This window comes from Alcaligenes faecalis (assembly GCF_002443155.1).
Lineage (GTDB): Bacteria > Pseudomonadota > Gammaproteobacteria > Burkholderiales > Burkholderiaceae_B > Alcaligenes > Alcaligenes faecalis.
The window spans coordinates 3,363,164-3,389,638 of record NZ_CP023667.1 but is presented as its reverse complement, the minus strand read 5'-3'; the positions used below and the strand labels follow the sequence as shown (position 1 = coordinate 3,389,638).

Sequence of the window (26,475 nt, the reverse complement as noted above, 5' to 3'; positions counted from 1 at the left end):
TAAGCGTTTCAAGGCAGTGCGACCGCACCGAAGATGTAGTTCTCCGGCATGTCGGCAAAGCGAACCAATTGGCCGCCATGTTGTTGCTGGAAGTCCTTGGCGGCCTGCTCCTGGCTAAAGGGCAGGGCATCGATGGTGCCCATGCCGCCGGTATAGCGGCTGTAGATCAGATACCAGGCATCTTGTGCCGGTATCCAGGCTTGTTCGGGGAACTGACCGTCCTGATCGCGCTGGGCCATGTCTTGGACATAAGTAGCGGCGATGGCTTTGGATTCTTCAGGCAGCATGGTGTAGGCAAAGACCTCGCGTATGGTGGTGAACCAGAGCGGCGCTTCGCGTTCGCGCAGAAGAATCTGCCCTTTGGGGCCTTGGTGCTCGAACAGGTACATGCCGCAGTAGTGGCCCACGGCGGTTTGGGGGATCTGGACGACGGGCGGCGGTGGGGCCTGTATAGGCTCAGGCTGGCCACAAGCGGCCAGTATCAGTCCCAGGCACAGCAACAGAAGAGTGCGCAGTTTTTTCATAATGCTTTTCTTTTGAATACCAGGCTTGCCAGACCAAAAGGCACAGCGATCCATAGCAGCAGAACGCCCATCAGCACGCTGGCGGGCAGACGAGCCTGTTCACTTAAACCGGCCATGCCGGCAAACATGGCGACATTCTCATAGCCGGTCAGATTCAGCAGGCGGTACACGTCGGTGGGGTTGAACAGCAGAATGATGTTCAGCCAGGACGCGGTGATCATGGCGCCTTGATCGGCAACCAGAATGCCTAGCAGAGCCATGTCATAAATCACCACGAAGAACAGCCAGATACCGATGGCCAGACCTGCCGCCGTTGCCCGCTCTCTGACCAGGGTGCTGATGAAATAGCCCATGGACAGGAAACTGGCGCCGAGCAGAACGCTGGCCCCCATCATGGCCAGAAAGGGTGTCCAGACGCTGAAGTCCAGGCCGCCATGCGCCACTTGCAAGGTGATGCCTGCCAGGCCATAGCCCACCACCGTGGACAGGCTCAGGATCAGGGCATGGCCCAGGAATTTACCGACCAGAACCTGCCAGCGATGGACGGGGTAGCTCAGCAGCAAGGACATGGTGCCGCGCTCGATCTCGCCCACAATGGCGTCGTAGGACAGCAGCATGGCAATCAGCGGGATCAGGAAAATAGACAGGCTGGACAGGCTGACAACCGTGACTGTCAACGGATCTACCTTGACGCTGCCGGTGGGGGCGCTGCCTAGAAATCCCAGAGACAAAGCCAGGGCGGCCAGCAAGAGGGTGACCGCCAGTACCCAACGATTGCGCAATCCGTCGCGCACTTCCTTTTGGATGATGATCAGGACAGGGTTCATGGCTTAGTAATCCTCGCGCTTCAAAAAGTGCGCATACAACTCGTCCAGACCGGGGGATTCCAGCTCCAGGTCGGTCAACCCGGGGATGGCATGCGCTTCGCGCAGAATCTGGATTTTTTCGGCTTCGGTGCAATGACGTTCCAGACGATTGGTGCCGATGACATTCCAGTGCGGTGGAACAGAATCGGGGATCTGCTCCACGGTCAGGCGAATACGTACCGGCAAGCCAGCGTGTTGGCGCAGTTCGGACAAGGTGCCATCGGCAATCTTGCGTCCTTGTTGCATCACGATGATGCGGTCTGCCAGACGTTCCATCTCTGCCAGAGCGTGGGTGCTGAGCAGGATGGTGGCCCCGGCATCGCGCAGTTCTTGCACGATCTCGTAGAACAGCAGACGGGAGGCCGGGTCCAGTCCGGTTGTGGGTTCATCCAGCAAAAGCACACGAGGTTTGCCTAGCAGGGTTTGGGCCAGTGCCAGCCGTTGGCGCATGCCTTTGGAGTACGTGCCTACGCGTTTGTGAGCCGCTTGGGCAATGCCGACACGTGCCAGTAAAGCCTGGTTGTCACTGGTCGGCAGCCCTTTGAGGCGGGCGTAAAACGCCAGTGTTTCGGTGCCGGTCAAGGCAGGGTGCAAGGCGACGGTTTCAGGCAGGTAGCCGATATGGGCTCGCAGCCGGGCAGCCTGGGATGAACCCGCATCGTGGTCCAGCAAGGTGACCTTGCCTTCATCGGCACGGATCAGGCCCAGAATCAGTTTGATGACGGTACTTTTGCCTGCGCCATTGTGGCCAGCCAGCACCGTGCATTGGCCGGGGTAAAGCTCGAAGTTCACCGCGTTGGCGGCACGCTGCTGGCCATACAGCTTGCTGACATTGGCCAGCGCGACAGGGGCCGTACAGTTATTGGATGGAGTCATGATTGGCCTTGTAGCGCTCCCAGACGGGATTGTCGGGCGCACGCATCAGCGGTGCGCTATCGATGATGCCGCCGGGCAAAATGGCAGGAAATTGGGTTTGCGCCCAGCGCACAATGGAAACGGCGGGGCTGTTCAAGAGCACGCGCGCCGAAGGGGCTCGCCACACCAGTTGTTCAATCAGGCCATTGGGGCGATAAGCGGTGTCACCGATGCCGTCACCGTTCAGGTCAAAGGCGCTGTGATCGCTCCAGTAATTGCCCCGGTCCTTGCTGGACCACTCCAGGTAGCGGGTGCCCACATACTTCACCTGATTCTGGTTCTGGATGAAGGCGTTTTCCGTGATCTCATTACCTTCGGAACCGGCGGTGTAGTGCACCCCGATCTGGGTGTTTTGAATCAGGTTGCCGGAGATCTTGTTGAAGTTGGCGTTGTAGAGAAAAACGCCTTTTTCGGCCCCGTCCACGATATTGTCGGTAATGGTCGATTGTTGGGCGGCGTTGAGCATCAAGCCTTGATGTGTGCTGTTGATGCCGATGTTTTCACGTACCGTCAGGAACTGCGAAAACATCAGGGCATAAGCAATGTCATTGCCTATGGAGACATTGCTGCTGACCTCGCTGTTATTGGTGTACATGTAGTGCACCGCATAGCGTAGCTGGGTAAAGCGGTTGTGGCTGAACACATTGTCGCGGCTGGTATTGGAAAAAATCCCGTCGCGACCCCAGGAAATATCGTTGTACAAGATGCGTGAGCCGGGGGAGTTCCAGACGGTCACGCCATTGCCACGCTCATTCAGACGCAGCTCTTTATTGCCCACGATAGTGTTGTGCTGCACCAGCGCGTTGTGGGGCCCCCAGACATATACCCCCACCAGATTGTCGAGGATGTCGTTGTTTTCGATCAGGGCGTTATGGGCGGGCTTGTCCAGGAAGATGCCCGCATCCATATCCGGCAGGCTCAAGCCGGAATTGCGCACGGTGATCTGACGTATCTGCACATCTTCCGCCTGGACCCACACCGTGCGACCTTCACGTTCGCCCATCAACACGGCTTGCCGGTTGCTGGGGCCTTGAAGCGTCAAAGGTTTGTTCACGATGATATTGCCCTGATACGTGCCGGGAGCCAGCATCAGGATGTCGCCGGCTTGGGCGGCATCGATAACGGCTTGCAGCGCGGTATCGGCAGGCACCTCAATGGTGGCCGCTTGAGCAGCCAGACCACTGGCCGCAAGGGCCAGGATCGTAAGCGGCTTGAAGGCCAGCCTCAGCACCAGGGTTGGGCTGAGGCATCGTGCACGGGCGGGGAGCAGGCGGAAAGGCTTCATGTCACCGTCAGGCTTTGGGTTTCACATTCATCTGACCGGACATTTCCATGTGCAAGGCGTGGCAGAACCACTGGCAGTAGTACCAATGCACACCGGGGCGAGAGGCCGTGAAGGTGACCGAGCTGGTTTGCTGCGGTCCAATTTCCATGGCCACGCCATAGCCAGACAGGGTGAAGCCGTGGGTCAAGTCTTCGATCATTTCCATATTGGTGACTACGACGGTGACTTCATCGCCCTGATTGACCTCAAAGCTGGGCACGGAGAACACGGGTGCCACGGCAGTCATGTAGACCCGAACCTTGTTGCCATCCCGGATGACCTTGGAGGCACCTTCCAGGGTGACGCCATCTTTCTCGGCCATTTTCCGTGCGCCGTCCCACCATGGATCGTCGCGAGTCCAGACGCGCTTGGGTCGTACTTTTTCGGCGGCAACCAGCAGCATGTCGTGCGGTTCGGCAAAACTCGGGCCATCGTGGACCAGCTTCATCACATCGCCTGAAATGTCGATCAACTGATCGTTCTCGGGTTTGAGCGGGCCTACGTTCAGGAAGCGGTCTTTGGAGAACTTGTTCAGCGACACCAGCCATTTGCCATCGGCTTCTTTGGTCTCGCCCATGGTGGTGTGGTTGTGGCCAGGCTGGTAGTGCACATCCAGTTTCTGGATGATGGGGTCTACGTCCTTGCCCTGATACGCCTCGATGGCCTTGGCAATGTTCCACTTCACGATCTGGCTGTCGATAAACAGCGTGGTGTAGGCATTGCCGCGGCCGTCATAGGCGGTGTGCAGTGGGCCCAGACCCAGCTGAGGTTCTGCCACTACGCAGTCACGTGGTTTGATCTTGTCGGCAAACAAGTCATCCAGGCGGCGCACGTCGATCATGGTGACGGTGGGCGAGAGCTTGCCGTTAAAGACCACGTGGATGCCATCGGGGGAGGCATTGCAACCGTGGGGGGAGTTGGGTACGGGGATGTAGCGGGTGTAGCGCGAGCCTTTGCGGCCATCCAGCACTTTGACGCCCTGCATTTCTTTGAAGTCGCCTTTCTTGACGCCGTCTTCAATGGCTTTCAGGTTGAACACCACGGCCCAGTCCTGCTCGTTGGCGCTCATCTCGCCTACATCTATTCCCTTTTCGGAGTTGTAGCAGGTGGAGAACGCGTACTTGCCCTGGTAGTCGGCGTCGCAATTGTCCAGGTTGCCGTCCACGATCACCTGCCAGGCGATTTCCATGGTGTCGCCATCAATGGCGGTAAACACCGAGAAATAGTTTTCCTTGGGGTTGCCAAAGATTGTGCCGTTATTGGGCAGGGGGACGATGTGCTCGCCGTTGCAGAACACATAGCCGGTGCGTGGGTAGCGTTGCGGGCGCAGGCCGTGGATACCGTCGGCATTGGGAATCTCAATGATCTTGTCGCACTTCATGACATCGCAGCGCACGCGAGCCACGCGGTTATTGGCCTTGTCGTTGATGTAGATGAAGCGCCCGTCATAGGTCCCGTCGGTAAAGGACATATGGGGGTGGTGAGCATCGCCATTGGGCAAAATGCCGCCCAGGGAGTCTGCAAACGCCAGGGTTTCAGGCGTCAGATTGGCGCGCATGATCTGGCGGCTTTCGTTGGTAATCCCCCAGCCGGTGGCACTACAAATATTGAAGATCGGGATGCGCATCAGTTCGCGCATGGAGGGCAGACCCATGATGCGGATCTCGCCGGACTGACCACCGGAATTAAAGGCGTAGTACTGGTCCAGCTCGCCCGGCTCAATATGGGCGCTTTGCCCGTTCGGCGCCTTTTTGGTATCGGCCAAGGCATTGCCAATGTGGGTGGCGCTGACCACAGCAGCGCCGGATAAGGCGGCGGTGCCCAAAAAGGCGCGGCGGCTCAGACCCTGTTTATCCTGCTTGTTCTCGGACATGGTGTGATTTTCCTTGTGTGTGATGACGTGACCGACTTGGCGCTGGGGCGCGCCCAGGCGTCTCACGGCGTGGCGGGGGTGGAATCGGTACTGTCTACGCTGCGCGGACGCACGGTAGGGCGGGCGGCAGCATCGTCTTGCAGCGAGCTGGCAACGGCAACGGGGGCCGGTTTATCTCGCTTGCGTTTGGCGATCTTTTGAATCAGGTGCGGGCATTTTTTCTCGTGGTGATACAGCATCTGGCAATTCAGACACTGGATACATTCGTTGGGGTTGATGGGGCCTTCGGGCTCGATGGCTTGTACGGGACAGTCGGTCGCACAGCGCTGACAGGGGTTGCCACACATGGGGTAGCGACGCAGCCAGTCAAAAATGCGCAGGCGGGCGGGGATGGCCAGGGCAGCGCCCAGGGCACAGAGATAGCGGCAGTAAAAACGCTCGATGAACAGGCTGGCAATCAGCAGCAGTACGGCAAAGATCGTGAAGGGCCAGTCGCGGATGAATTTCAGGATGATGGCGGTCTTGAAGGGTTCGACTTCGGCCATCTTTTCGGCCACGGCCATGTCGTACAGGGCAAAGCCAAACAGCAGAATGAAGATCACGTACTTGATGGCTACCAGCCGTTTATGGGCGCTGTAGGCCACCTTGATCTGGGGAATGCGCAGGAAGCGGGCCAGCTTGTTGGCCAGCTCTTGCAGTGCTCCGAAAGGACAGAGCCAGCCACAGAAGGCGCCCCGGTTCCAGAAAATCAGGGAAATGGCGGTAGCAATCCACAGAATGAAGACCAGTGGATCCATCAGGAAGTATTCCCAGCGGAAATCGGTGCGCAGGGCGTGGGAGAACGTCAGTACATTCACCACGGACAATTGGGCCGAGGCGTACCAGCCAATCCAGACCAGGGAGAACAGCAGAAAGCCAATACGAAAGCGTCGGTAGAACACCTCGTGTTTTGTCAGCGTGTCCTGGAAGAAGAAGACTCCGCCCAAGGTCAGCAAAGACACCAGCAGCACGGCAATTTGTACCTTCTTGCCAGCCCAGATTTGCTTGTACAAAGGCTCGCTGGCGGTTTCCAGGTCATCGTGCTCTGCGGCTTCGGGGGCTGCTGCAGCGGCTGCTGGAGGGGGCGCCGTCAAATAGGAGTCAGGAAGCTGGTAATTCAGGTTCAGCGTGACAAAGGCTTTGTCTTTGACGCTAAGCACACGCTGTACCAACAGTTGCAGTCGCCAGGGCAAAACAGGATCAAAGGTGGCGGTAGCAGGGATCTTGAACAGGGCGGCTTCTTTGAAATCCGGAGCACCTGCGGCTTTCACGCCGGGCAGACGTTGGTGATCCAGGTCGGTGAAGTGAAAGCTGTCCAGGTCCTGGATGATTTCGATGCGGTCAAAAATCCCGCCTCGCACATAGCCCGATCCCTTGAAGGAATACAGCCCATTGCTCACGACCAGCATGGCCTGCTGGCCGGGTTTCAGTTCTTGTTGCAGGTAGTTGTAATCGGCCTCGCCTAACAGGCTTTGTCCAATGCTGGGCACGCTGACCAGGGCGGCGTACAGGTCGATAAACGTGTCTTGTGGATCGCCTTCCTGAGGATGGGCGGCGGCCTCTGTACGGCCATTATCAATAAAGGCCTGGTTGATGTCGGCCACGCTGACATGCAGGCGTTGGATGGCACCGCTTTGGAGCAGTTCGTCCCAGCTGGAAATGGTGTGGTTGCTGGTATCTATGCTGCGCTTGACGGCGACGGGTGCCGTGGCGGGGGCGGCAGGCTGGCCTATGCCTTCTTGCCGGGCCACCAACTGAGAAGAGCGCATGATGCTGTCGCCCACGACCATCAAGGTCACGGTGGCACCGCTGATGATATCTACGGGTGGCGGTGCGCCGGGTTTGGGGCGGTTCTTGATGTAGTTCTGGCCGATATAGCCTTGAATAAAGGCTTCGACGCGCGACTCCGGAATACCGATCAAGACAATGGGTTCATGGTGTTCCAGCAGCTTGGCGGCGACGATGCTGCCATCCATGCTCATGGCAACCAGAGTGTCGATGGGGAAACTGGAATAGCCGCGGGTGTTGACGATGTCGGTCGTCACATACACATACCCTAGCTGCTCCTGATCTTTAAATACCTTGGCGACAGGCAGCGAGCCTGCGGGCTCGCTGGTGTGGGTGGCGGTGGGGAAGATCTCGTTGAGGGCAATGTCCGGGAGGAAGTGGGCAATGCGCGACGTGGAGTGTGCGGAAGTGCTGCTTAAACAGGCTGCCAGCAGGAAAAGCAGGAGCCAGATAGTACGTAACTGGACATGCCGGGCCAAGCGATTGAGGGACGTCATTTCTTACCACCTGCAACAAGATTCTTGCGAGATGGTAGGGGTTATCCTTTGTTTGCTCTTTGTGTCAGAGCAAGGACAGATTCTGACAAGAGTGGGTGTGGGTCGGCGTCAGTCAGCTCTTGATCTGTGAGAAATGATGGCAGGCTTTGCTGGCCGGGCTTTAGATGGGGTTCAGCTTTGGTGACGCAAATAATTCAGGACCGCGTCGGCATCACCCTGAAAAATGACCCGATCTTTTTTTTGCTCGCGCTGATAGCTGTACATGGGGTCGTAGTATTGCGTCAGCAGGCCCCCAATCCAGTCGCGGTGGTCGTCCAGCGCGCCACTACGCTCTTGTTCCTGCAAGGCGGCGTCCATGATGGCTGATAGTTGCTGGTAGCGTTGATGACCCAGCCGTTTGGTGATGCGGGCCAGGCTTTGACGCAGTTGCTCGGCAAACAGCGCAAAGCCGGTTTGCGGGTCGTGCTGCTGTGTAAACTCCGCGTGCAGATTCTGAACGTAGTCGCGCACGATGCGCGTAATGCGGTTTTCCAGACTGTCTTCCAGCCAGATAATGGGCCACTGCTGCATGCCACGATACAGGCTCAGTGGCAGGCTGCAACGACCAATAGTCTGGCTTTCATCTTCCAGCACAAAGCCTTGATGCCCTTGTGCGGTTTTCTTGAGCATGGAAATGGACAGGCGGTGTTCAAAGTCGATCTGGCTGGGTTGGCCAGTGGCATGTTTGCCAAAGCTGGAACCGCGATGGTGGGCATAGCCCTCCAGATCCAGACTGTGATCAAGTTGCTGCAGCACATCAGTTTTGCCTGTACCTGTCATGCCCCCCAGAATCTGAAAGCGGGCACTGCTGATGGTTTGTTCCAGATTGTGCAGCAAAAAGCCACGCATGGCCTTGTAGCCGCCCACCACGCGTGGGTAGCGAATGCCCGCCTCTTCGCGTAGCCAGGTTTGTGTGATCTGGCTGCGCAGACCACCTCGGAAGCAATACAAATAGCCGTCGGGGTGCGCTTGCGTGAATTGCACCCAGGCTTGCAGCCGCTCTTTCTTGATCTGACCGCTGACCAGTTTATTGCCCAGCGCAATCGCGACGTCCTGACCATGCTGCTTGTAGCAGATACCCACTTGATGACGCTCTTCATCGTTCATCAATGGCAGGTTCAACGCGCCGGGAAAGGCACCTTTGTTGAACTCGATGGGAGCGCGAGCGTCCATCAAAGGCACGTCGTTCAGGAACAGCTCGCGGTAGTGGTGGGTGTCAGGGCGCATCGGTTGACTTCAGATTACTGGGTGGGTCGGTCTGCTCTTGAACTGCCGTATTGCGCAGGGTTTGAATCAAAGCCTGCACGCCACCACGAGGTATGCCATTTTTCAAGGTAACAATCGTCAGTGCTCCGAACAGTTGGCCTAGCTCAAACGACAGAATGCGTAGCAGTCCCTGCTTCTCCAGGCTTAGTGCAGTGGTGCGCGGCAAGATGGCCAAGCATTGCATTTCCTGAAGCAAGACCTGATTAAAAGATAATGATACTGAGTCGATGACGCGCTCAGGTGTTTGTTGGATATTTTTGATAAACAGGCTATCAAATACATGTCGGATGGGAGTGGTCCTTGGGGGCAATATCCATTGCTCAGCCACAAGTTCATGCGCCTGGACTTGAGACCGTTTTGCAAAAGGGTGGTGACAGTTGGCCACGACGACAAACGGTTCGGTGCTGAGAATCTCCACATTCAGCTCGTGGTGCGTTGATCCCGTGTTCAAACGTCCTACCAGCAAGTCCAGCTTGCCCGCTCTGAGGGCGTCCGCCAGCATGTGAGACTCACCCTCCTGAATGGAGATGTGCAGGCCTGGGTGCTGGCTGAGCAGGCGCGCGACGCTGCGCGGCAATATCTGGCTGGCAGAAGATTGCACTGCCCCCACTTTGATGCTGCCTGTCAGCCCGCCCTCCCGTTGTTGTAATTCGTGCTGTGCGGCCTGCAGATCGTTAATCATGCGTCGTGCATAGCGAATCATCAGTTCGCCTTCTGGATTGGGCCGCAGGCCATGTTTGCCACGTTTGAATAAAGGCATGCCCAGCAAGCTCTCAATGTGCTTGAGCATCCGGCTGGCTGCCGGCTGGGTCATATATGTGTGTTCCGCGGCCAGACGCAAGTTTTGCAACTCTCCGATGGCATCAAGGAGCACGAGATGACGAAGCTTGAAACGCGCAACCTGCTGCCAGCGTTGACGCGCTTGTTGCAAGGTGGGATCGAGATCTTCAGACATATCAATATTGGTATGGATAGGGGCCGGAATGTAAATAGTCAGGCAAGTCGTCCAATTCTAGACTGATCGTGCGTATTTCAATAACGATGATTCAGGAGACAAACATGACGCACTATCGGGACCAATTCTTTCCTAATACCGAGGAACTGGGAAAGGATGAAATGCGGATTACAGCATTGGGGACAGGACGTCCTTTTTTAAGACCCTCGCAAGCCAATGCAGGCTGGCTGGTTGAACTGGGCAATGGCGACAAGTTTCAGTTCGATTTTGGCTACGGCACCCAGACTAATTTTGGTGCCCTGCAGATCCCTTATCAAACAATGACGGCGTATTTTGCGACTCATTTGCACACTGATCATGTTGGTGATTTTGCGCAAATATGGATAGGCAGCTGGGCGGGGGGGCGTACAAGGCCGCTGGAGGTGTATGGCCCGTCCGGCCCCGTTGAAAAATACGGTATGAAGCATTTTGTGACCAAGCAGATGGAGTCTTATGCCTGGGATACGGACACGCGAGTGGGGCTGTTGCCGGCGGTGGGGGCAGAGGTCAATGTGCATGAGTTTGATTACTCCAGAGCCCATGTGATTTATGAGCGCAATGGAGTGAAGGTGAGCAGTTTCCCGGCTGTGCATATTTACGATGGTGCGGTTAGCCTTCGACTGGATTGGAATGGTTTGTCCTTTGTGTACTCCGGAGACACTACCCCCAGCTATTTCTTTGTGGAAAATGCGCGCGATGCTGACGTGGTGGTCCATGAGACTTTCAATACCCGTGAGCAATTGATGGAGCGGTCCGGCTACGACGAACGTACTGCCATTGGTGTTGGCAGCATGGCGCATTCGGATCCGGTCGAGGCGGGCAAGGTTTTTGAGCTCTGTGCTCCCAGATTGGCCGTGGCGTACCATTTTTTTAATGATTTCGATACGGCGCCACAGATGGAGCAGGCGATCCGTACGCACTATCAGGGGCCCTTGGTGTTGGCTAAGGACATGATGGTTTTTAACGTGACGGCGGAACGGATTGTGACGCGGATGGCTGTGACCAGTGCGGATGTATGGCCCAATAAAGAACATCACGAAGAGTTCAAGAAGGCGCCTCGCAAAGAGCGCATGAAGATGTCACCTTGGCTGTCTGAAAAACAGATTTTCCCCAAGTTTTAGGAACCGTCATGACCAACACTCTCGTAGCGCTGCACCGTGCGGGCCTGCGGTGTCGTGTCGTTTTACGCCGTCTTGTGGTGACGGCAATCCTGGCCCTGCCTGGCATGAGTTCGCAGGCCTCAGACTCTTATCCTGATCAACCCGTGCATATCGTTGTGCCCTACGGTGGCGGTGGTATTGCAGACCAAGTGCCTCGCTTGCTTGGAAACCAGCTGCAACGGCATTTTGGGCAGGCTTTCATTATTGAATCCAAGCCGGGTGCGGGGGGGCTGATTGGTGCGGATTATCTGCTGCGCCAACCCGCAGATGGATATACCGTGCTGTCGGCGGCGACCAACAATCTGGTGATCAATCAGTTTTTGTTTCCGGATCAGAAACTCGATCCTCTGGAGCAATTTACGCCAATTGCCAAACTGGTTTCTGTGCCTTTGTTAATCGTGGTGAATGCTGAATTGCCCATACGAAGTCTGGATGAGCTGATAGCCTATCTGCGCGTTCAAAAAGGCGATGCCAATTATGGTTCGCCCAGTGCAGGGACCTTGCCCCACCTGGCCGGAGCGCTGCTTTTGCAAGCCAGCAATACCAAAGCGGTGCATGTGCCTTACCGGGGCGGAGGTGCGATGGTGACGGGCCTGGGCGCGGGCGAAGTGCAGTTTGCTGTCATAGGCTATCTTTCTGTCCAGGCCATGCTGCAGTCGGGGCGTGTTCGTGCTTTGGCGGTAGTGGCACCACAGCGCCTGGCGGTTTTGCCTGAGGTGCCCACTGTACAGGAAGCTGGCTGGGGGAAGTTGCTTGCTGCTATTCCCGACAACTGGTGGATGCTGGTGGCTCGCAAGGATACGCCAGCGGAACGCAGGGAGGCGTTGTCCTCGGCCGTGCTATCGGTTTTGCAGACACCTGAACTGGTGCGCCAGTATGAGGATGCAGGATTGCAAATCAATGCACAGGCTGGTCCTGCCCTGGAACAGGAGTTGCGGCAGGAAGCTCAGGTTTGGCAGGAAAAGCTGCAAGGTCTGGAGCTGAACATGTAGCCCTTGCTGCCAAAGAGAGGAGTTGCAGGAAAAGAGCCGCCGCTTCAATGAGTTGGCGGCTCTGTCTTGCTATCAAGGGTTATACAGCCCTGATCGCCCGTGATGGCCCTGGGGACGAGCAGGGTGCCTATATTGATTTATACGACTTCGACAGCATGCTGTTGCTGCGCAATCATTTGTCCAATAGGTTCCAGCGTCAGGCCCAGCTCTGTTGCTACGGCCAGAAATTCGGCCGTGGCAGAGGGCTCAACGGCCACCAGCAAACCGCCGCTGGTTTGCGGGTCGCACAAGATATTGATTTGCTCCTGGCTGATAGGGGCGATGCGGTGGCCGTAACTGTCGAAGTTGCGTTGCGTGCCGCCAGGGACGCAGCCTTGTTCCAGGTAGTACTCAATGCCGGGCAGCAAGGGCACACGGTCCAGGTTCAGACGGGCAGTCAGGCCGCTGCCGTCCGCCATTTCGATCAGGTGGCCCAGCAGGCCAAAGCCGGTCACGTCCGTCATGGCTTTCACGCCGGGCAGTTGCGCAAAGCGGCTGCCGGGCTTGTTCAGCGTGCACATCCAGTCGCGTGCCAGGTTTTGATCTTCAGGACGAAGCTTGGCTTTTTTCTCAGCGGTGGTCAGCACGCCGATGCCTAAAGGTTTGGTCAGATAGAGCTGGCAACCTTCAGTAGCCGTGTCGTTGCGCTTTAACTGGCCTTTATCAACGACCCCGGTGACGGCCAGCCCAAAAATAGGTTCGGGTGCATCAATGGAATGGCCACCGGCCAGGGTGATGCCTGCAGCATCGCAAGCAGCCCGTCCGCCTCGCACCACTTCGCGGGCGACCTCAGGAGACAGCACATTGATAGGCCAGCCCAAAATGGCAATGGCCATGATGGGTTTGCCGCCCATGGCGTAGATATCGCTGATGGCGTTGGTCGCGGCAATGCGCCCAAAGTCATAGGGGTCGTCCACGATAGGCATGAAAAAATCGGTGGTCGAGACGACGCCCGTTTCCTCATTCAGGCCGTAGACAGCGGCGTCGTCGCGCGAGGTATTGCCTACCCACAGGTTCGGGTCCATGTTCTGGGCGCCACTACCGGCCAGGATAATGTCCAGTACCTTGGGGGATATCTTGCAGCCGCAACCGGCTCCATGACTGTATTGGGTCAGACGAATAGGAGTATCCATATTGCTCGGGGGTAGGTTGTGATCGGAAGCTGTCATGGTAAATCGATCAGAGCACTTAGGCGAGGTCTGGGCGTCATGGACAGGTGAACGGTTTGCCCGCTGAGCACGTTTGGGTATTTGAAAAGAGCGGGTTTCGTGCCTGAGTATTTACCTGTTGCTTATTAAATTGCATATTCAAAAATAATTAGTTCGCATTACAATAATGAGAACAATTCGCATTTAATATAAGGGGAAGGTATGAAAGCAGTGGTTTGGGCTGGCGGGTATTCCATGGTTTTGGGGCTTTTGATGGGTGTGGCACAAGCTCAGGAAACGCCTCAGGAGGTATCCACCCTGTCGTCCATCAAAGTGCGGGCTCAGAATGAGAAGTCTGAGGGCACAGGCAGCTATCAGCAACAGGCTGTGCCTCAGGTTTTGAAATTGCCCATGACGCTACAGGAGCTGCCCCAGTCTGCAACGGTCATTACGCGACAACGCATCGAAGATCAGGGCCTGGATACCTTGGGGCAGGTCATGGAGCAAAGTCCCGGGGTCAGTCGCCGGCAATACGGGGATGACGGCGCAGGCTATACCTCATTTCAGGCACGTGGTTTCAACATCACGAATTACGTTATTGATGGTGTCCCGACGACGGCTGCCGCCTTGCAAGGGTATGGCGGGGTCAGCGTCATGGATACCGCCATTTATGACAATGTCGCCATTGTGCGCGGTGCGACCGGCCTGCTCAGTGGGGTTGGAGAGCCGTCGGCATCCATCATGATGCAGCGCAAACGGCCAACGGCCGAGTTTCAAGGACAGGTTTTAGCAGGAGTGGGGAGCTGGGATCGGTACCGGGGCATGGCGGATATTTCGGGCCCGCTCAATGACAGCGGCTCTGTGCGGGGACGGCTGGTTGCTGCTTATGATCAGTCCCGCTCCTGGAAGGATGGCTACAAGGGCAAACGGGATGTTTTCTATGGCGTGATAGAAGCGGATCTGGGGGCGCGAACGGTAGCCAGACTGGGTCTTGAGCACATGGATAATCGTTACGATGGCTCCAGCATGCACGCATTCAGTGTCTCGGATACGGACGGAAATCTGGTGGAGTGGGATCGTAGCGATTCTGCGACGGCCGCCTGGGCCTACAGCAAGCAGCGCCGGACGATGGCATTTGCTCAACTTGAACACGAGTTCAATGATGACTGGTCCATTCAAATGGCGGTGGGGCGTTCTTGGCTGAATAACGAGCAGTTGTATGGAGTGGCCGCTCCGGAGCCGACCCCGCAGGGGCGAGGTTCCATGACGGCGGGCTTCAATGAAAAAACACCCACGCAGGATACGGCCGATATCACGATCAAAGGGCGCTTTCAGGCATGGGGGCAAGGGCATGACATTATGCTGGGGGCCAATTACTACGAGCTCTCCCGACATGACATGGCTTATGCGCGCCAGCGTATCCCCATTGCTCAGATCAAGGACTTTGACCGTAACCTGCCACGTCCGGACTTGAAGATTACCGGGCCGGATAATCAGCGGGCGCGCCAGTGGGGGGCGTATGCCGCAACACGTTTGCGTTTGACGGACAACTTGGCCTTGATTGCGGGCGGACGGGTCACGAACTGGAAGGACCATTCCAATACGACCTTGCGTAAAGAAAATGGCGTGTTTACCCCCTATGCAGGTCTGGTCTACGACTGGAATGAGCAGTGGGCGACGTATGCCAGCTATACGCAAATCTTCAATCCCCAGTCCAGCCAGGACAGAGATGGCAATTATCTGGACCCTGAAAAAGGCAATAACTATGAACTGGGGGTCAAATATTTGTTCCCTGGAGAGGCGGCTTCAGCCTCTTTGGCGGTGTTTCAGACTCGCAAGGACAATCTGGCTGTCGTTGATGGCAAGGAACTGACTCCTAGCGGAACCCAAGCGTACACCGCAGCCAGCAATACGCGTTCTGAAGGGATTGAGTTCGAGATCAATGGCGAGCTTGCCCCTGGCTGGCAAATGGGGGCGGGCTATACCCACTACCGCTTCCGGGGTGCTGACGGGGAGAAGATCAAGACGGATATTCCGGCTGACCAGGTCAAGCTGTTCACGACTTATCGCTTGCCGGGTGCATGGCATAAATTGACGGTAGGCGGCTCCGTGCAATGGCAAAGCAAGATTTTTGATAATCAGCTGACCGGCGTAGCTCGTGAAACCAATACACAGAAAGCCTATACGGTGGTGGATCTGATGGCTCGATATGCCATTACGCCTCGGGCGGATTTAACCGTGAATTTCAATAACATCTTCGACAAAACCTATCGTCTTGCGTACAGCAGTCATACCTACGGCGCACCCCGTAATGTGATGGCATCATTGCGCTATCAATTCTGAGCTGACTGGCACTTGTTGTGTGGCAAGCGCCGCTTATGGGAAGGGCAGGGGGCGTACAACCTGGGCAAGCTGGTCATCAGCGACCCATTGCGCAAACTGCTCGCCCAGGCGCTGGCTTTGTTCAACGGAGTGTTGCCAGGCCAGACGTCGCTCCGAATCAGACAGCCGTTTGTAGTCGGAGCGATCCGGGATTTTTTGGCCTTTCAGGCGCTGATAAAAGCGCGGAGTGGGGCACAGCAGAATCAAATTATCCAGGCAGTGGGGGCGGCGGGCTTTCTGCCAACGCGGCAGATATTTGTCGAACCAGCTGGCGCTGATTTTTTGCGTGAAATGGGGGAACAAGGTCAGGCCGGGACTATCCAGATCCAGCGCGCAGAAGTTGTAGTCAACCAGCCCTCCATCCCGGTAAAGCCCGGCGGGCCAGTTGTGGGCCGCATCCACACCATCGATGACCAATGGAATGGCCGTGCTGGCGGCCAAGGTCTCAAACAGATTGTGCTGATCCAGCGCCGCGTAACGGGCCCGGCCTTGATGCTTGCCATGAATGGGCAAGGGGCTGCGAGCGTCGTGCACGATGACCCGCTCAAAGAACCAGTGCGGGATGGCAGGGTGTACATAGTTGCCGACCATGCAGCTAAGCAGGGCCGCGCCAAGCTGCTTTTGATTTCGGGAACCCGCCCAGCCTTTGCTGCGCGCCACGGTAATGGCAAAGCGATAGCGCGGGTGGTTCAGGATCGCTGCCTGTGAGTCACCATCCCCCAGCAAGGTTTTCAGCATGGTCTGGGTCGACCGGGTAATGTCCGCTACCGTGGAGTTGGGCAGAAAGGGGCTGTGTATATAAAGCTGCGCAAAGTCCGCAAAGGCTTTGTGCGGATCGCTTTGCGCTGCGCAGGCGAAACGCCAGGAGGCAATGGAGCTGCCAAACAGCCACAGCGGTTCGTCATGTGTGTTGAGCCAGTCCCCAAACAGATACTGATCCAGCCCAGTCAGCGCCAAAGCCTTGGGCCCACCTGCGCTGCCAATCAGTGTGCTGATGTCCTTGGCATGTAAACCATGGCTTTGTATGTGGCGATAGGCACGAGGCCCGGCGTAGATCGCGAGATCAGGCTCGGTGGACGACAAGATCAGCTCCCGAATGTGGTGATTCTGTAGCCAGAAAGCTGGCCAACAAGGCTTTAGTCTAGCGCTGTTGGAGCGGGGTCGGGGAGGGAGGCCGTGGGTTAAAGCCGGGTACGACGTAGCCCCGGCTGCTCCAGACGGGGCAGGCAGGGGCGGGTAAAACGATCAATCCTCCGGACTCCTGCTGGAGTCCGGAGTAGAGCGTGGGACATTAGAAGCTGGCAGTCAATGTCGCGTAGTACTGACGACCAGGTTCGTTGTAGGTGTTGGCACCTTGGCCGCTACCCGAGTCTTCGCGGTACAAGCGCTTGTCGAACAGGTTGTTGACGCCCAGACGGATATTGGTGGACTTGGTCACCTGGTAAGCGCCGCTCAGACCGAAGATGGCATACGAGCCACGTTCACGCAGACCATCGCCTTTCACTTCCGAGTTGTTGGACAGGTTGTGCGAGCGTGGCTTTTGCTTGCCATACAGCGTGGCGGTAGCCAGCATGGACAGTCTGTCGTTCACGCGCCAATCCAGTGTGCTGTTCAATGTGTAGCGTGGAATGACGGTCAATGGCTGATTTGTTTCCTTGGACTTGTTGGTGATCATGTAAGTCAGGTTGTTGCTCAGGCTCAGTGTGTCGCCGTTCTCGCCCAGGATCGGGATAGTCAGGTTGCCTTCCAGACCGCGGATCACGGCCTTGCCGGAGTTGACCCACTGGAATGGGCGGACCAGGGAGCCGCCAATGTACACCGCATCCGGAATGGTCTGGTCGCCCATATCGGCCACAATCTTGTTGCTGTAGTCGTTCTGGAAGTAAGTCAGACCGGCTGCCCAGCCTGCGTTGTCGTAGGCCAGACCAATTTCCTTGTTGATGCTGCGCTCGGGCGACAGATTGTCGTTACCGAAGATGTAGCAAGGACCGCTGACACGTTGGCCAGTTACGGGGTCGTACGGGCAACCGTTACCGCGCGTCTGGTACAGGTAGTTGGGGTTGGACTGATACAGGTTGGGTGCCTTGAAGGCACGCGCAATACCGCCCTTCAGGGTGATGTTGTCGGTGATGAAGTAGGAGGCGTTCAGGCTGGGGCTCCAGTTGTCACCGAATTTGCTGTGATGGTCAAAACGGACACCGGGAGTGATGGTCAAGGCCTCGGTCAGCTCGATATTGCCTTCCACATAAGCGGCCGTCGTTTTTGCCTTGCTCTTGGAATCGCTATTGCCATTGATGGTCTGGCCAGAGCGGGTAGCGTAATCATCATCCAGGCTTTGATCCCGGTGCTCGAAACCTACTGTCATCAGAACGTGCTTGTTCGCAATCTGCAGGGGCGTGTTGTACTCGCCGGAGACATTCAGCGAACGCAGTTCGGAAACGGAACCGGTACCAGGGTTGGAAATGCTGCCTTCACCTGCCCCGGCCATCCCTTCATTCAGGCGCGAGTTGGTAGTGCCTTCATAGGCAAAGGTCAGGCGTGAGGTGCGTCCTTGGCCGTAGTCCCCATAGTGGCTTAGCGAGCCCGCTCGGCGATACATGATATTGGTTTCTGCGCCATCATCTGCCAGCGAGGCGATAGTGGCATTTCCGTTGGTGAACAGGCGCTCACCAGCAAAAATATTACCTTGGCGGCTGAAAGAGCCTTCCAGTTCCAGGCGATGGTCGCGGTTGATGTCCAGACGGACCAGACCGTTGATGTCCTTGTTTCGTACACCCTCACGGCCCGCGGGCGGAACGTTGGTTTCGCTCACATCAATGCCAGAGGATTTGGCGTTTAAGGCAGGCTTGTCCGCATCGGTTTTGGCGATATTGCCGTAAACACGGAAAGAGAGTTTGTCGGCGATGGGGCCAGACAGGTTAAAGCCGGTACGGCGGGTGGAGCCGTAGTTGCTGTCTTCAGGAATTAGACCGTAAGCGGTTACCGAGCCGGAGAAGGTGTCGGTAGGGGCCTTGGTGATGATGTTCACGACACCACCGGCAGCGCCAGAGCCGTAACGGGAGGCGGCTGGACCGCGCAACACTTCAATGCGTTCGATCGCGTTGACGGGCACCCAGTTACTGTCGCCGCGGGTATTGCGCTCACCGTCTCGCCCCATGCGGATGGAGTCGCGCGAGCTGACAGGCTTGCCGTCAATCAGGATCAAGGTGTTTTCCGGGCCCATGCCGCGCAAGTCGATCTGGCGACTATTGCCGTAGGAACCGGACGGACTGTTACCGGTCAGGTTCACACCAGGCATGGTGCGGATCAGTTCGGACAGGTCGTTGGCGGGAGGACGTTTTTCAATATCCTTGGCGGTAATGGTGGACACGCCGGGTGCCTGTTTGACAGCTTCTTCCGCCGAAGGCAGTACACGAATTTCTTCCAGCGAGGTCACCCCACCCCGGACGCTGGAGGTTTGCGCGTTAGCGCTGAAACTGGCTGCCAAAGCCGTGGCGAGCAAGCCCAATGCAAAGATCGGGCGGCGGGCCGGAGGCGCCGATAAATTCATAATACTTTCCTAGTAAACGATAAACAGAATGAGAATTGTTCGCGCTACGAATTGTGTTTAAAAATGTGACGGCTGTCGAGAAACCTGACGGTTTTGTGGTGCATGAAACACGCACAGAAAAGAGGGGTATTGATAAGCGCACAAGACACTAATTGTCTGAAAGGATATTTTGGTGTCTTTTTAGACAGATTTAGTTCTTGGAAAGCATTCTGAGTATTGCGAACTCATGTTTTTTTAATTTTTTTAATACGTTAAAAAAATCATCAAGGACATTTTTATTCTATTTGACACGATGGGTCATTTTTGATGAGAATGTGTCCTGAACAATTCAAACTTAAAAAGTTCAGGAGACATCCAATGAAAAAGATGCTTGGTTTGATGATGGCCGGCTGGGCGGCCTTGACGATGACGGCGGCTCCGGCACAAGCAACGACGTTCCCGGCACAGTCAGTACGTCTGATCGTGCCTTTTGGTGCAGGGGGGATCACCGACCTGGTGGCACGCCTCCTTGCCCAGCAGTTGGGCAAGGAGCTGGACCAGACCGTGATTGTTGAAAACAAGGCAGGAGCCGGGGGCATGATCGCCGCTCAGGCTGCACAAAATGCGAAAGCGGACGGTTACACCGTGTTCATGGGGACAGTAGGCACACAGGTGGTCAACCCGTTGATTCTTTCTAAAATCAACTACGACCCGCAGGCCTTTGTGCCCATCGGCATGGTGACGGGGTCTCCGTATGTTCTGGCAGTTCGTTCGGATTTGGGTACGGGGAGTTATTCCCAACTGGTTGCCCATGCCCGTCAGGAGCCTGGGGTCCTTAACTTCGGGTCAGCAGGGATAGGGAGTGCGCCGCACTTGGGGGTAGAGCTTTTCAAGTTGACCGAGAAACTTGATGTGCGGCATATCCCTTTCAAGAGTGGAGGGGAAGCGGTCAGTGCCGTTGTTGGCCGCCATGCTGACATGGTGATGGATGCTATTCCCGTGATCATGCCGCAGGTGAAGGCGGGCAAGCTTCAGGCCCTGGTGCTGGCTGATAGCCAACGTTCCCCAGCTGCTCCCGAAGTGCCCTCCAGCGCAGAGCTGGGCGCTCCTGAGCTACGTATCAGCTCCTGGAACGTGTTGCTGGCCCCGCCGGGTACGCCACAGGAGGTGGTTGCGGTGTTGGAGACGGCATTGCAAAAGACACTGGCCAACCCGGAATTTAAAGCCCATCTGGAGCAGCAGGGCAGCCAGGTCTACACCGGCACCCAGGATGAGTATCAAAGCTTCATCGCGGCTGAGCGCAGCAAGTGGCAGCGTATTGTTCAGACCGCAGAAATCAGTCTTGAGTGAGGTGAAAACAATGAAACACGCCGCTCTGGAGCTTATCGACACGGTGCATACCGGCAATGGCTGGAAGGTACGACTGTTGTGCGGTTATTTGGGGATAGCGCTACAGCGGCGCAGCCTGTCTATTGTGGAGGGGGATCTGGATACCGAGGTGTTTCGGCAAATCAACCCCTGGGGACAGGTACCGGTACTGCGAACCCGGGAAGGACCCTGGCTGGCAGAGTCGGCCGCTATTTTGTGGTACCTGGCGCAGGGCACAGACTTTCTGCCCGCGGACCCGCTTGCGCAGGCTCAGGTGCTGCAGTGGCTGTCTTTTGAGCAGACTCAGCATATGACCAACCTTGCACAGCCCAGACTGTGGGTGGCGTTGCGGGGGACGATGACGGTGGATGATCCTGCGGTGCTGGCGTGGCGCGAACAGGGCGATAAAGCTCTGGCTCAGATGGAGGCGTACTTGCAGTTGCATCGCTATTTCGTTGGAGGCAGGCCCAGCATCGCCGATGTGGCCTTGTTTCCCTATACCTGCATGGCAGAGCAGGGAGGGTACGACCTGCGCCCCTATCCATCGGTACGACATTGGCTCGAGCGTATGCAGGCCCTGGCGGGCTATGTCCCGCTGTTGTGAGCAGGATATTAATTTACAAAAGGAGTTGTTATGAGTGACACCATGAGCTTGTCCAAGTCCGTGCTGATTGAACAGGCGCAAAGCCAGATGCAGGCCCTCTTCGAAATCCCTGAGCGCAGTGTTCCCGAGAAGCTCGCACTGACTTGCCGTATTCTTTTTGATGGCGGCCATGACTCTGGTTTGGCTGGCCAGATCACAGCACGCGGCGAACAGGAGGGCACGTATTTTACGCAGCAGCTGGGGCTTGGGTTTGATGAAATTACGTCGACCAACGTCTTGCTGGTAGACGAAGACTTAACGGTTTTGAAGGGATATGGGATGCCTAATCCAGCAAACCGTTTTCACTCCTGGGTGTATCGTGCCCGGCCGGATGTGAACTGCATCATTCATACACATCCCTTGCATGTGGCCGCCCTGTCCATGCTGGAGGTGCCGTTGAATGTATCCCATATGGACAACTGCCCTTTGTATGAGGACTGCGCGTTCTTGAAGGATTGGCCGGGTGTCCCTGTGGGCAATGAAGAGGGACAGATCATTTCTGAGGCTTTGGGTGACAAGCGCGCTATTCTTTTATCGCACCATGGAATGTTGGTGGCGGCGGCCTCAGTAGAAGAAGCCTGCGTATTGGCGTTGCAATTTGAGCGCACAGCGCGCATGCAATTGTTGGCGATGTCAGCCGGAACGATCAAGCCTATTGCGCCGGAACTGGGCCGAGAGGCACATGACTGGATTCTGAGACCGCGCCGCTCCCAGATCGGCTTTGAGTACTATGCCCGCAAAGCGCTGAAACGCCATACGGATGTTTTTGAGTAGAATAAGAGGCCGCTTTTTTATATGCGCTCCGAGGCTGACCTCGGGCGCTACACCTCTTGTTTAACCCATGACCCATCTTCCCTTTCGCTTGCGCGCCCTGCGTCGCCAACATGGCTTGTCGCTGGAGCAGTTGGCCCAGCGCACCGGTCTGACTAAAAGTTATCTGTCCAAGCTGGAGCGGGCAGTCAGTGCGCCGTCCATCTCTACCGTAGTCAAGCTGGCCCAGGCTTATGGCATGGGGGTGTCGCAGTTGATTGGAGAGGGGGATCTGGATCAGGACGAAAGTGTGTGTGTCGTGCGTCGACACGAACGTATGCCCTTGCCCAGTGTGGCAGGTCATAGCGCCTACCGTTACGAAAGCATGGCCGGACGGCGGCGCTTTCGTTTGATGGACCCCTTTGTGATTTACCCTCCACACGAGCAAGAGCAGCCGGCGCCAACTTTCCCGCATGGGGGAGAAGAGTTTTTATTTGTGATCCACGGGCAAGTGCAAGTCACCATTGCAGAGCACAGCATGACCTTGGAGACGGGGGATTCCGTATATTTTGATTCGGAGCTACCCCACAGCGTGCTTAGCCTGGGGGATCAACAGGCGCAGGTACTGGCGGTGACGTGCTCTGACTCGGGACCAACAGCAGGTCGTCCAACGTCCGATACGCCGGCGTAGTCAATGGACACGTGTCCCTGGCATGTGGTGGGGATGAAGAATGCTCGGTCAACAAAGTGGCGGAAAGCAGCAGGAGTCGAACCTACCTGGGAACGTCTGACGCCCCCAACCGGGTTTGAAGCCCGGCCGTGCCACCGGGCACGGATGCTTTCCTTCAAGAGGCCCTATCATACGTTAGGGCTGATTACGCTTCAATGATCCGGGCGCTGCCTGCTCTGGCCCCCGCATGACGCTTCGGGTTCAGTCTGCTGCCGCCCAGGCTTCACCCCGTAATACATGGCGATCACGTACACGTCGTGTATAGCCGACGCGATCAAAGAACTCCAGAATCTGAATGGCCCGTTTGCGGCCCAGTCCCGTTGCGTCCCGGAACTGCGCGGCGCTGACGCCTTGGCCGCTGTGCAGCTCCTTGACGATATTGGCTAGCACCGCGATCTGGCGGCGGTGATAGAACAGATCGTGCACGATCTGAAACAGCTCGCCTTGGCGCACCAGTCGGCGCAGTACGTTGCGGGTCTGCTCTTCTGGGGCTTCGGTTTCTTTGGCCAGATCACGTGTCCATGGAGGATCAAAGCGGCCTGCCTCGATCAGGGGCAGCAGGGCGGTGGCCAGCGCTTCGTCTTCGGGGCTCAGGGTGACGCGGTGGCCTGGCGTATGCAGCCAGGCTCCTTGTCGGGCCAGCCGCTGTTCTGCCAGCAGATATTCGGTCAGGAGCTGCCAGATAGCGTCGGGCATGGTGGGGGCGGCCATGCGTCGCAAGCGGCTGATGGACAGGCCCGGCTCGTCCGGATTGCGCTCGTGGAACTGCAGCATCACGCTTTCTATGTGCTGACACAGTGCTTCCAGGCGTGCATCGCTCAACAAGATAGGCTGACTTTGTGGGCGAGATCCGGTGTGCCAGCGGGCATTGGCGGGGGCGCTCAAGCCTTGTTGAGATCCTCCCGACAGACGCAGCAGCGTTGCTTCGTCCAGACCGTAAGGTGCTTGGGCCAGCAGGCCTTCCAACGGTCCGCCGCGCGTCCATTGCGCCAAGGCGTCCAGCCAGGCCAGACGTGTCGTAGAGCGTCGTTTGCGGTCCGGCGCATTCGGGTCCAGCACAATCCCGCCGCCGATGGTCTCGCTGGCCTGGGCGTTGCGCAAGATAAAGCGCTCGCCCGTCATGGTGCAGATCGGGCGGTCAAAGACCAACTGGACCTTGCCGGTCTGCCCGGGCTGCAAGGACTCGCCATCCAATGGGACGGCATGGGCTGTCAGGTGCGCGGCTCCCATGTGGACATGCCAGGGAGACCAGGTGCGCAAGGCGGGGATGTCTTTGTCCAGCAGGCTCAGTTCCACATCGATACGACTGGAGGGGAGGAAGCAGCGGGCATCGGCCAGCCAGTCCCCACGCTCGATATCCTGTACATCAATTCCGCCCAGGTTCAGGGCGCAACGCTGGCCGGCACGAGCCTGGCGCGAGGACTGGTTCTGTGCATGAATACTGCGCACACGTACCGGCGTGCCACGTGGCATCAGGCGCAAGTCCATAGCCGGGCCATCCAGATCCAGCACGCCATCGTGCACAGTGCCGGTCACGACGGTGCCGTGGCCCTGCAAGGTGAAAACGCGGTCAATGGCCAGACGGAAATAGCCCTGGCCATCCTGTTTAGTGGACTGCATGGCCTGTGCGTGCAAATGCTCGCGTAACGCTTCCAGGCCGGGTTTGTCGTCGGACAGGGCATCGACCACGAAGATGGGGGCACTGTCCAGAAAGCTTCCTTGGACAAGTGCTTGCAGCTCGGCTTTGACGGATTCAATACGAGCCGCATCGGCGCGATCCGCCTTGCTCAGGACGATGGCGCCCGCCTGCAAACCCAGCAATTGCAGCACGGCCAGATGCTCGCGGGTTTGCGGCATGACACCGTCATCTGCAGCTACGATCAGCAAACCAAAATCAATGCCGGTTGCTCCTGCGACCATGGTATGTACCAGGCGTTCGTGGCCGGGCACATCAATAAGTCCCAGAATCTGGCCATCGGGCAAAGGCGTATAGGCATAGCCCAGCTGGATGGAGATACCGCGTTTTTTTTCTTCTTCCAGACGGTCGGTATCTACACCCGTCAAGGCGCGGATCAAGGTGGTTTTGCCGTGATCGATATGTCCTGCTGTACCAACAATCATGCTTGCTCGGGAATCAGTTGTGCGCTGAAGGCGGCCTCAAAGGGTTCTTCCAGACAGCGCAAGTCCAGCCAAAAGGCATCTTGCGCAATGCGCCCGATGACGGGCTGGGGCAAAGTGCGCAGGCGTTTTTCCAGTTGAGTCAGATGGCGGCCCGGACGGCCTGTGCCTTGGTAGGCAAAGCGCAGTCCAAAGCTGGGCAGCACGTCTTCGGGCAAAGCACCGCTGCCAATCTGGCTCAGCATGGCAGTGGGTTCGACTGCAAATTGTGTCCCCACCCATTGCTGCAGGACGGGTGCCAAACGCAGCGCCTGGGCGCGCATCTCTGCAGAAGGTCGGGTCAGCAGACGCAGGGTGGTCAGGTGTTCGGGTAAGCGCTCTGGCGAACGGTACAAGGCCAGCACAGGCTCCAGCGCTGCCAAGGTGATTTTGCCCACGCGCAGAGCGCGTTTGAGCGGGTTTTTCTTGATCTTGGCGATCAGGTCTGCCCGGCCTACGATCAGACCGGCCTGGGGGCCACCCAGCAGCTTGTCGCCGCTGAAAGTCACGATATCGGCACCGGCTTCGATGGTCTCGCGCACGGTGGGCTCGGGCGGCAGGCCCCACTGGCTCAGGTCCACCAAGGTGCCGCTGCCCAGATCCACGCTGGTGGGCAGGCCGTGCTTCCTGGCGATCTGTGCAACCTCTTCGACTGCAACGCTTTTGGTGAAACCTTTGACGGCGTAGTTGCTGCAATGCACCTTCATCAACATGGCGGTGCGCTCGTTGATGGCGTTTTCGTAGTCAGCCGCGTGGGTACGGTTGGTGGTGCCCACCTCATGCAGACGAGCACCGGCACGCTTCATGATGTCGGGGATACGGAAGGCGCCGCCAATTTCAACCAGTTCGCCGCGCGACACCACGGTCTCGCGGTGGGGGCTCAGGGTGCTGAGCATCAGCAGCACGGCGGCGGCATTATTGTTCACGACCGTGGCGGCTTCAGCGCCGGTCAGTTCGCAGAGCAAGGGGTTGATCAGGTCATCGCGGTCGCCTCGGCCGCCGGTTTCCAGATCAAATTCCAGATTGGCGGGCGAGCGCATGGCCTGGACGACAGCCTGTATGGCTTCGTCCGGCAGCATCGCACGTCCAAGATTGGTGTGCAGCACGGTGCCGGTCAGATTGAAGACTGGGCGCAGCTGCAACCGGGATTCTTCCTGCAACTGTGCTTGCAGTGCTTTGGCAAGCTGAGCGGGCTCCAGATCCTGAGGGCTTAGTGATCCCCTCAACACTGCCTCTCGCAGTGCCTGTAAATGGCCGCGCGCGCTTTGACTAAGGCGCGTATGGCCGAACTGGCTTAGCAAGGGCTGGAACTCTGGCGAGCGCAGCAAGCGGTCCAGGGAGGGAATGTGGGCGGGAGAGAGTTCAGGAGTAGGGCTCATCATTCAAAGGCAGGCATTTGAGTCTATGGGCAGGGTCCATCAGCTACGCCTTGTGCGTGAAGCAGCAAGGCGT

Annotated in this window: 20 protein-coding genes and 1 tRNA gene; 7 read left to right on the top strand and 14 right to left on the bottom strand. The window is 57.3% G+C overall.

Going from position 1 to position 26,475, the window contains the following annotated elements; all coding sequences use genetic code 11:
• Window positions 1-8: 8 nt before the first annotated feature.
• The 8 genes from CPY64_RS15805 to CPY64_RS15770 form a co-directional block, all read right to left on the bottom strand.
• Complete coding sequence (locus CPY64_RS15805) at window positions 9-524, bottom strand: nitrous oxide reductase accessory protein NosL (protein WP_042485868.1); 516 nt, start codon at window positions 522-524, stop codon at window positions 9-11.
• Entirely contained in the window at window positions 521-1,351 is an 831-nt protein-coding gene (locus CPY64_RS15800) for an ABC transporter permease (protein ID WP_042485871.1), read from the bottom strand. Before CPY64_RS15800 ends, CPY64_RS15805 begins: the two co-directional genes overlap by 4 nt.
• Before the next feature lie 3 nt (window positions 1,352-1,354).
• Window positions 1,355-2,266, bottom strand: a complete 912-nt coding sequence (locus CPY64_RS15795) for an ABC transporter ATP-binding protein (RefSeq protein ID WP_042485874.1) — start codon at window positions 2,264-2,266, stop codon at window positions 1,355-1,357.
• On the bottom strand, window positions 2,250-3,590 hold the full coding sequence (locus CPY64_RS15790; protein WP_226791393.1) for a nitrous oxide reductase family maturation protein NosD: 1,341 nt from the start codon (window positions 3,588-3,590) through the stop codon (window positions 2,250-2,252). Before CPY64_RS15790 ends, CPY64_RS15795 begins: the two co-directional genes overlap by 17 nt.
• Window positions 3,591-3,597: 7 nt before the next feature.
• Window positions 3,598-5,502: a TAT-dependent nitrous-oxide reductase gene (nosZ, locus tag CPY64_RS15785; protein ID WP_042485877.1), complete on the bottom strand. Its 1,905-nt coding sequence runs from the start codon at window positions 5,500-5,502 to the stop codon at window positions 3,598-3,600.
• Between the two features lie 62 nt (window positions 5,503-5,564).
• Window positions 5,565-7,826 carry a NosR/NirI family protein gene (locus CPY64_RS15780; protein ID WP_042485881.1) on the bottom strand — a complete coding sequence of 754 codons (2,262 nt, stop codon included), beginning with the start codon at window positions 7,824-7,826 and terminating at the stop codon, window positions 5,565-5,567.
• Between the two features lie 171 nt (window positions 7,827-7,997).
• Window positions 7,998-9,092, bottom strand: coding sequence for a tRNA 2-selenouridine(34) synthase MnmH (gene mnmH / locus CPY64_RS15775; protein WP_042485886.1), 1,095 nt, complete (start codon window positions 9,090-9,092; stop codon window positions 7,998-8,000).
• Complete coding sequence (locus CPY64_RS15770) at window positions 9,082-10,086, bottom strand: LysR substrate-binding domain-containing protein (protein ID WP_042485889.1); 1,005 nt, start codon at window positions 10,084-10,086, stop codon at window positions 9,082-9,084. The genes mnmH and CPY64_RS15770 overlap by 11 nt, the downstream gene beginning before the upstream one ends.
• A gap of 104 nt (window positions 10,087-10,190) precedes the next feature.
• Between CPY64_RS15770 and gntH the strand changes: the two genes are divergently transcribed.
• Both gntH and CPY64_RS15760 read left to right on the top strand, forming a co-directional pair.
• Window positions 10,191-11,246 carry a guanitoxin biosynthesis MBL fold metallo-hydrolase GntH gene (gene gntH, locus CPY64_RS15765; RefSeq protein ID WP_042485892.1) on the top strand — a complete coding sequence of 352 codons (1,056 nt, stop codon included), beginning with the start codon at window positions 10,191-10,193 and terminating at the stop codon, window positions 11,244-11,246.
• An 8-nt stretch (window positions 11,247-11,254) separates the two neighbouring features.
• Window positions 11,255-12,277, top strand: a complete 1,023-nt coding sequence (locus tag CPY64_RS15760) for a Bug family tripartite tricarboxylate transporter substrate binding protein (protein WP_052362958.1) — start codon at window positions 11,255-11,257, stop codon at window positions 12,275-12,277.
• Between the two features lie 137 nt (window positions 12,278-12,414).
• Here the strand turns inward: CPY64_RS15760 and selD are convergent, their stop codons facing one another.
• Window positions 12,415-13,449 carry a selenide, water dikinase SelD gene (selD, locus tag CPY64_RS15755; protein WP_042485894.1) on the bottom strand — a complete coding sequence of 345 codons (1,035 nt, stop codon included), beginning with the start codon at window positions 13,447-13,449 and terminating at the stop codon, window positions 12,415-12,417.
• Window positions 13,450-13,686: 237 nt separating this feature from the next.
• Here selD and CPY64_RS15750 point away from each other — a divergent pair, with 237 nt between their 5' ends.
• A complete protein-coding gene (locus tag CPY64_RS15750) occupies window positions 13,687-15,807 on the top strand; it encodes a TonB-dependent siderophore receptor (RefSeq protein WP_042485897.1) in 2,121 nt (706 codons plus the stop codon).
• Between the two features lie 33 nt (window positions 15,808-15,840).
• Here CPY64_RS15750 and CPY64_RS15745 read toward each other — a convergent pair whose 3' ends face one another.
• Both CPY64_RS15745 and CPY64_RS15740 read right to left on the bottom strand, forming a co-directional pair.
• Window positions 15,841-16,929: a hypothetical protein gene (locus CPY64_RS15745; RefSeq protein WP_042485901.1), complete on the bottom strand. Its 1,089-nt coding sequence runs from the start codon at window positions 16,927-16,929 to the stop codon at window positions 15,841-15,843.
• A gap of 208 nt (window positions 16,930-17,137) precedes the next feature.
• Window positions 17,138-19,396 carry a FepA family TonB-dependent siderophore receptor gene (locus CPY64_RS15740; RefSeq protein WP_042485904.1) on the bottom strand — a complete coding sequence of 753 codons (2,259 nt, stop codon included), beginning with the start codon at window positions 19,394-19,396 and terminating at the stop codon, window positions 17,138-17,140.
• 357 nt (window positions 19,397-19,753) lie between these two features.
• On the opposite strand from CPY64_RS15740, the gene CPY64_RS15735 reads away from it, so the two are divergent.
• From CPY64_RS15735 to CPY64_RS15720, 4 genes are all read left to right on the top strand, one after another.
• Window positions 19,754-20,725, top strand: coding sequence for a Bug family tripartite tricarboxylate transporter substrate binding protein (locus CPY64_RS15735; protein WP_307188530.1), 972 nt, complete (start codon window positions 19,754-19,756; stop codon window positions 20,723-20,725).
• A 10-nt stretch (window positions 20,726-20,735) separates the two neighbouring features.
• The gene (locus tag CPY64_RS15730; protein ID WP_042485907.1) at window positions 20,736-21,347 is read left to right on the top strand and encodes a glutathione S-transferase family protein; all 612 of its coding nucleotides are present in this window, start codon (window positions 20,736-20,738) and stop codon (window positions 21,345-21,347) included.
• A 30-nt stretch (window positions 21,348-21,377) separates the two neighbouring features.
• The gene (locus tag CPY64_RS15725) at window positions 21,378-22,160 is read left to right on the top strand and encodes an aldolase (protein WP_042485909.1); all 783 of its coding nucleotides are present in this window, start codon (window positions 21,378-21,380) and stop codon (window positions 22,158-22,160) included.
• 67 nt (window positions 22,161-22,227) lie between these two features.
• Window positions 22,228-22,827, top strand: a complete 600-nt coding sequence (locus CPY64_RS15720; protein ID WP_042485912.1) for a helix-turn-helix domain-containing protein — start codon at window positions 22,228-22,230, stop codon at window positions 22,825-22,827.
• 57 nt (window positions 22,828-22,884) lie between these two features.
• On the opposite strand, the gene CPY64_RS15715 is transcribed toward CPY64_RS15720, so the two are convergent.
• From CPY64_RS15715 to selA, 3 genes are all read right to left on the bottom strand, one after another.
• A tRNA-Sec gene (locus tag CPY64_RS15715) sits at window positions 22,885-22,980 on the bottom strand.
• A gap of 87 nt (window positions 22,981-23,067) precedes the next feature.
• Window positions 23,068-24,987, bottom strand: coding sequence for a selenocysteine-specific translation elongation factor (selB, locus tag CPY64_RS15710; RefSeq protein WP_042485915.1), 1,920 nt, complete (start codon window positions 24,985-24,987; stop codon window positions 23,068-23,070).
• On the bottom strand, window positions 24,984-26,402 hold the full coding sequence (gene selA, locus CPY64_RS15705; protein WP_042486137.1) for an L-seryl-tRNA(Sec) selenium transferase: 1,419 nt from the start codon (window positions 26,400-26,402) through the stop codon (window positions 24,984-24,986). The genes selB and selA overlap by 4 nt, the downstream gene beginning before the upstream one ends.
• Between the last annotated feature and the right edge of the window lie 73 nt (window positions 26,403-26,475).

Excerpts from the sequence above, each read along its gene's own strand:
- CPY64_RS15805 (WP_042485868.1), bottom strand. The coding sequence starts at position 524 with ATGAAAAAACTGCGCACTCTTCTGTTGCTGTGCCTGGGACTGATACTG.
- CPY64_RS15800 (WP_042485871.1), bottom strand. The coding sequence starts at position 1,351 with ATGAACCCTGTCCTGATCATCATCCAAAAGGAAGTGCGCGACGGATTG.
- CPY64_RS15795 (WP_042485874.1), bottom strand. The coding sequence starts at position 2,266 with ATGACTCCATCCAATAACTGTACGGCCCCTGTCGCGCTGGCCAATGTC.
- CPY64_RS15790 (WP_226791393.1), bottom strand. The coding sequence starts at position 3,590 with ATGAAGCCTTTCCGCCTGCTCCCCGCCCGTGCACGATGCCTCAGCCCA.
- nosZ (WP_042485877.1), bottom strand. The coding sequence starts at position 5,502 with ATGTCCGAGAACAAGCAGGATAAACAGGGTCTGAGCCGCCGCGCCTTT.
- CPY64_RS15780 (WP_042485881.1), bottom strand. The coding sequence starts at position 7,826 with ATGACGTCCCTCAATCGCTTGGCCCGGCATGTCCAGTTACGTACTATC.
- mnmH (WP_042485886.1), bottom strand. The coding sequence starts at position 9,092 with ATGCGCCCTGACACCCACCACTACCGCGAGCTGTTCCTGAACGACGTG.
- CPY64_RS15770 (WP_042485889.1), bottom strand. The coding sequence starts at position 10,086 with ATGTCTGAAGATCTCGATCCCACCTTGCAACAAGCGCGTCAACGCTGG.
- gntH (WP_042485892.1), top strand. The coding sequence starts at position 10,191 with ATGACGCACTATCGGGACCAATTCTTTCCTAATACCGAGGAACTGGGA.
- CPY64_RS15760 (WP_052362958.1), top strand. The coding sequence starts at position 11,255 with ATGACCAACACTCTCGTAGCGCTGCACCGTGCGGGCCTGCGGTGTCGT.
- selD (WP_042485894.1), bottom strand. The coding sequence starts at position 13,449 with ATGGATACTCCTATTCGTCTGACCCAATACAGTCATGGAGCCGGTTGC.
- CPY64_RS15750 (WP_042485897.1), top strand. The coding sequence starts at position 13,687 with ATGAAAGCAGTGGTTTGGGCTGGCGGGTATTCCATGGTTTTGGGGCTT.
- CPY64_RS15740 (WP_042485904.1), bottom strand. The coding sequence starts at position 19,396 with ATGAATTTATCGGCGCCTCCGGCCCGCCGCCCGATCTTTGCATTGGGC.
- CPY64_RS15735 (WP_307188530.1), top strand. The coding sequence starts at position 19,754 with ATGAAAAAGATGCTTGGTTTGATGATGGCCGGCTGGGCGGCCTTGACG.
- CPY64_RS15730 (WP_042485907.1), top strand. The coding sequence starts at position 20,736 with ATGAAACACGCCGCTCTGGAGCTTATCGACACGGTGCATACCGGCAAT.
- CPY64_RS15725 (WP_042485909.1), top strand. The coding sequence starts at position 21,378 with ATGAGTGACACCATGAGCTTGTCCAAGTCCGTGCTGATTGAACAGGCG.
- CPY64_RS15720 (WP_042485912.1), top strand. The coding sequence starts at position 22,228 with ATGACCCATCTTCCCTTTCGCTTGCGCGCCCTGCGTCGCCAACATGGC.
- selB (WP_042485915.1), bottom strand. The coding sequence starts at position 24,987 with ATGATTGTTGGTACAGCAGGACATATCGATCACGGCAAAACCACCTTG.
- selA (WP_042486137.1), bottom strand. The coding sequence starts at position 26,402 with ATGAGCCCTACTCCTGAACTCTCTCCCGCCCACATTCCCTCCCTGGAC.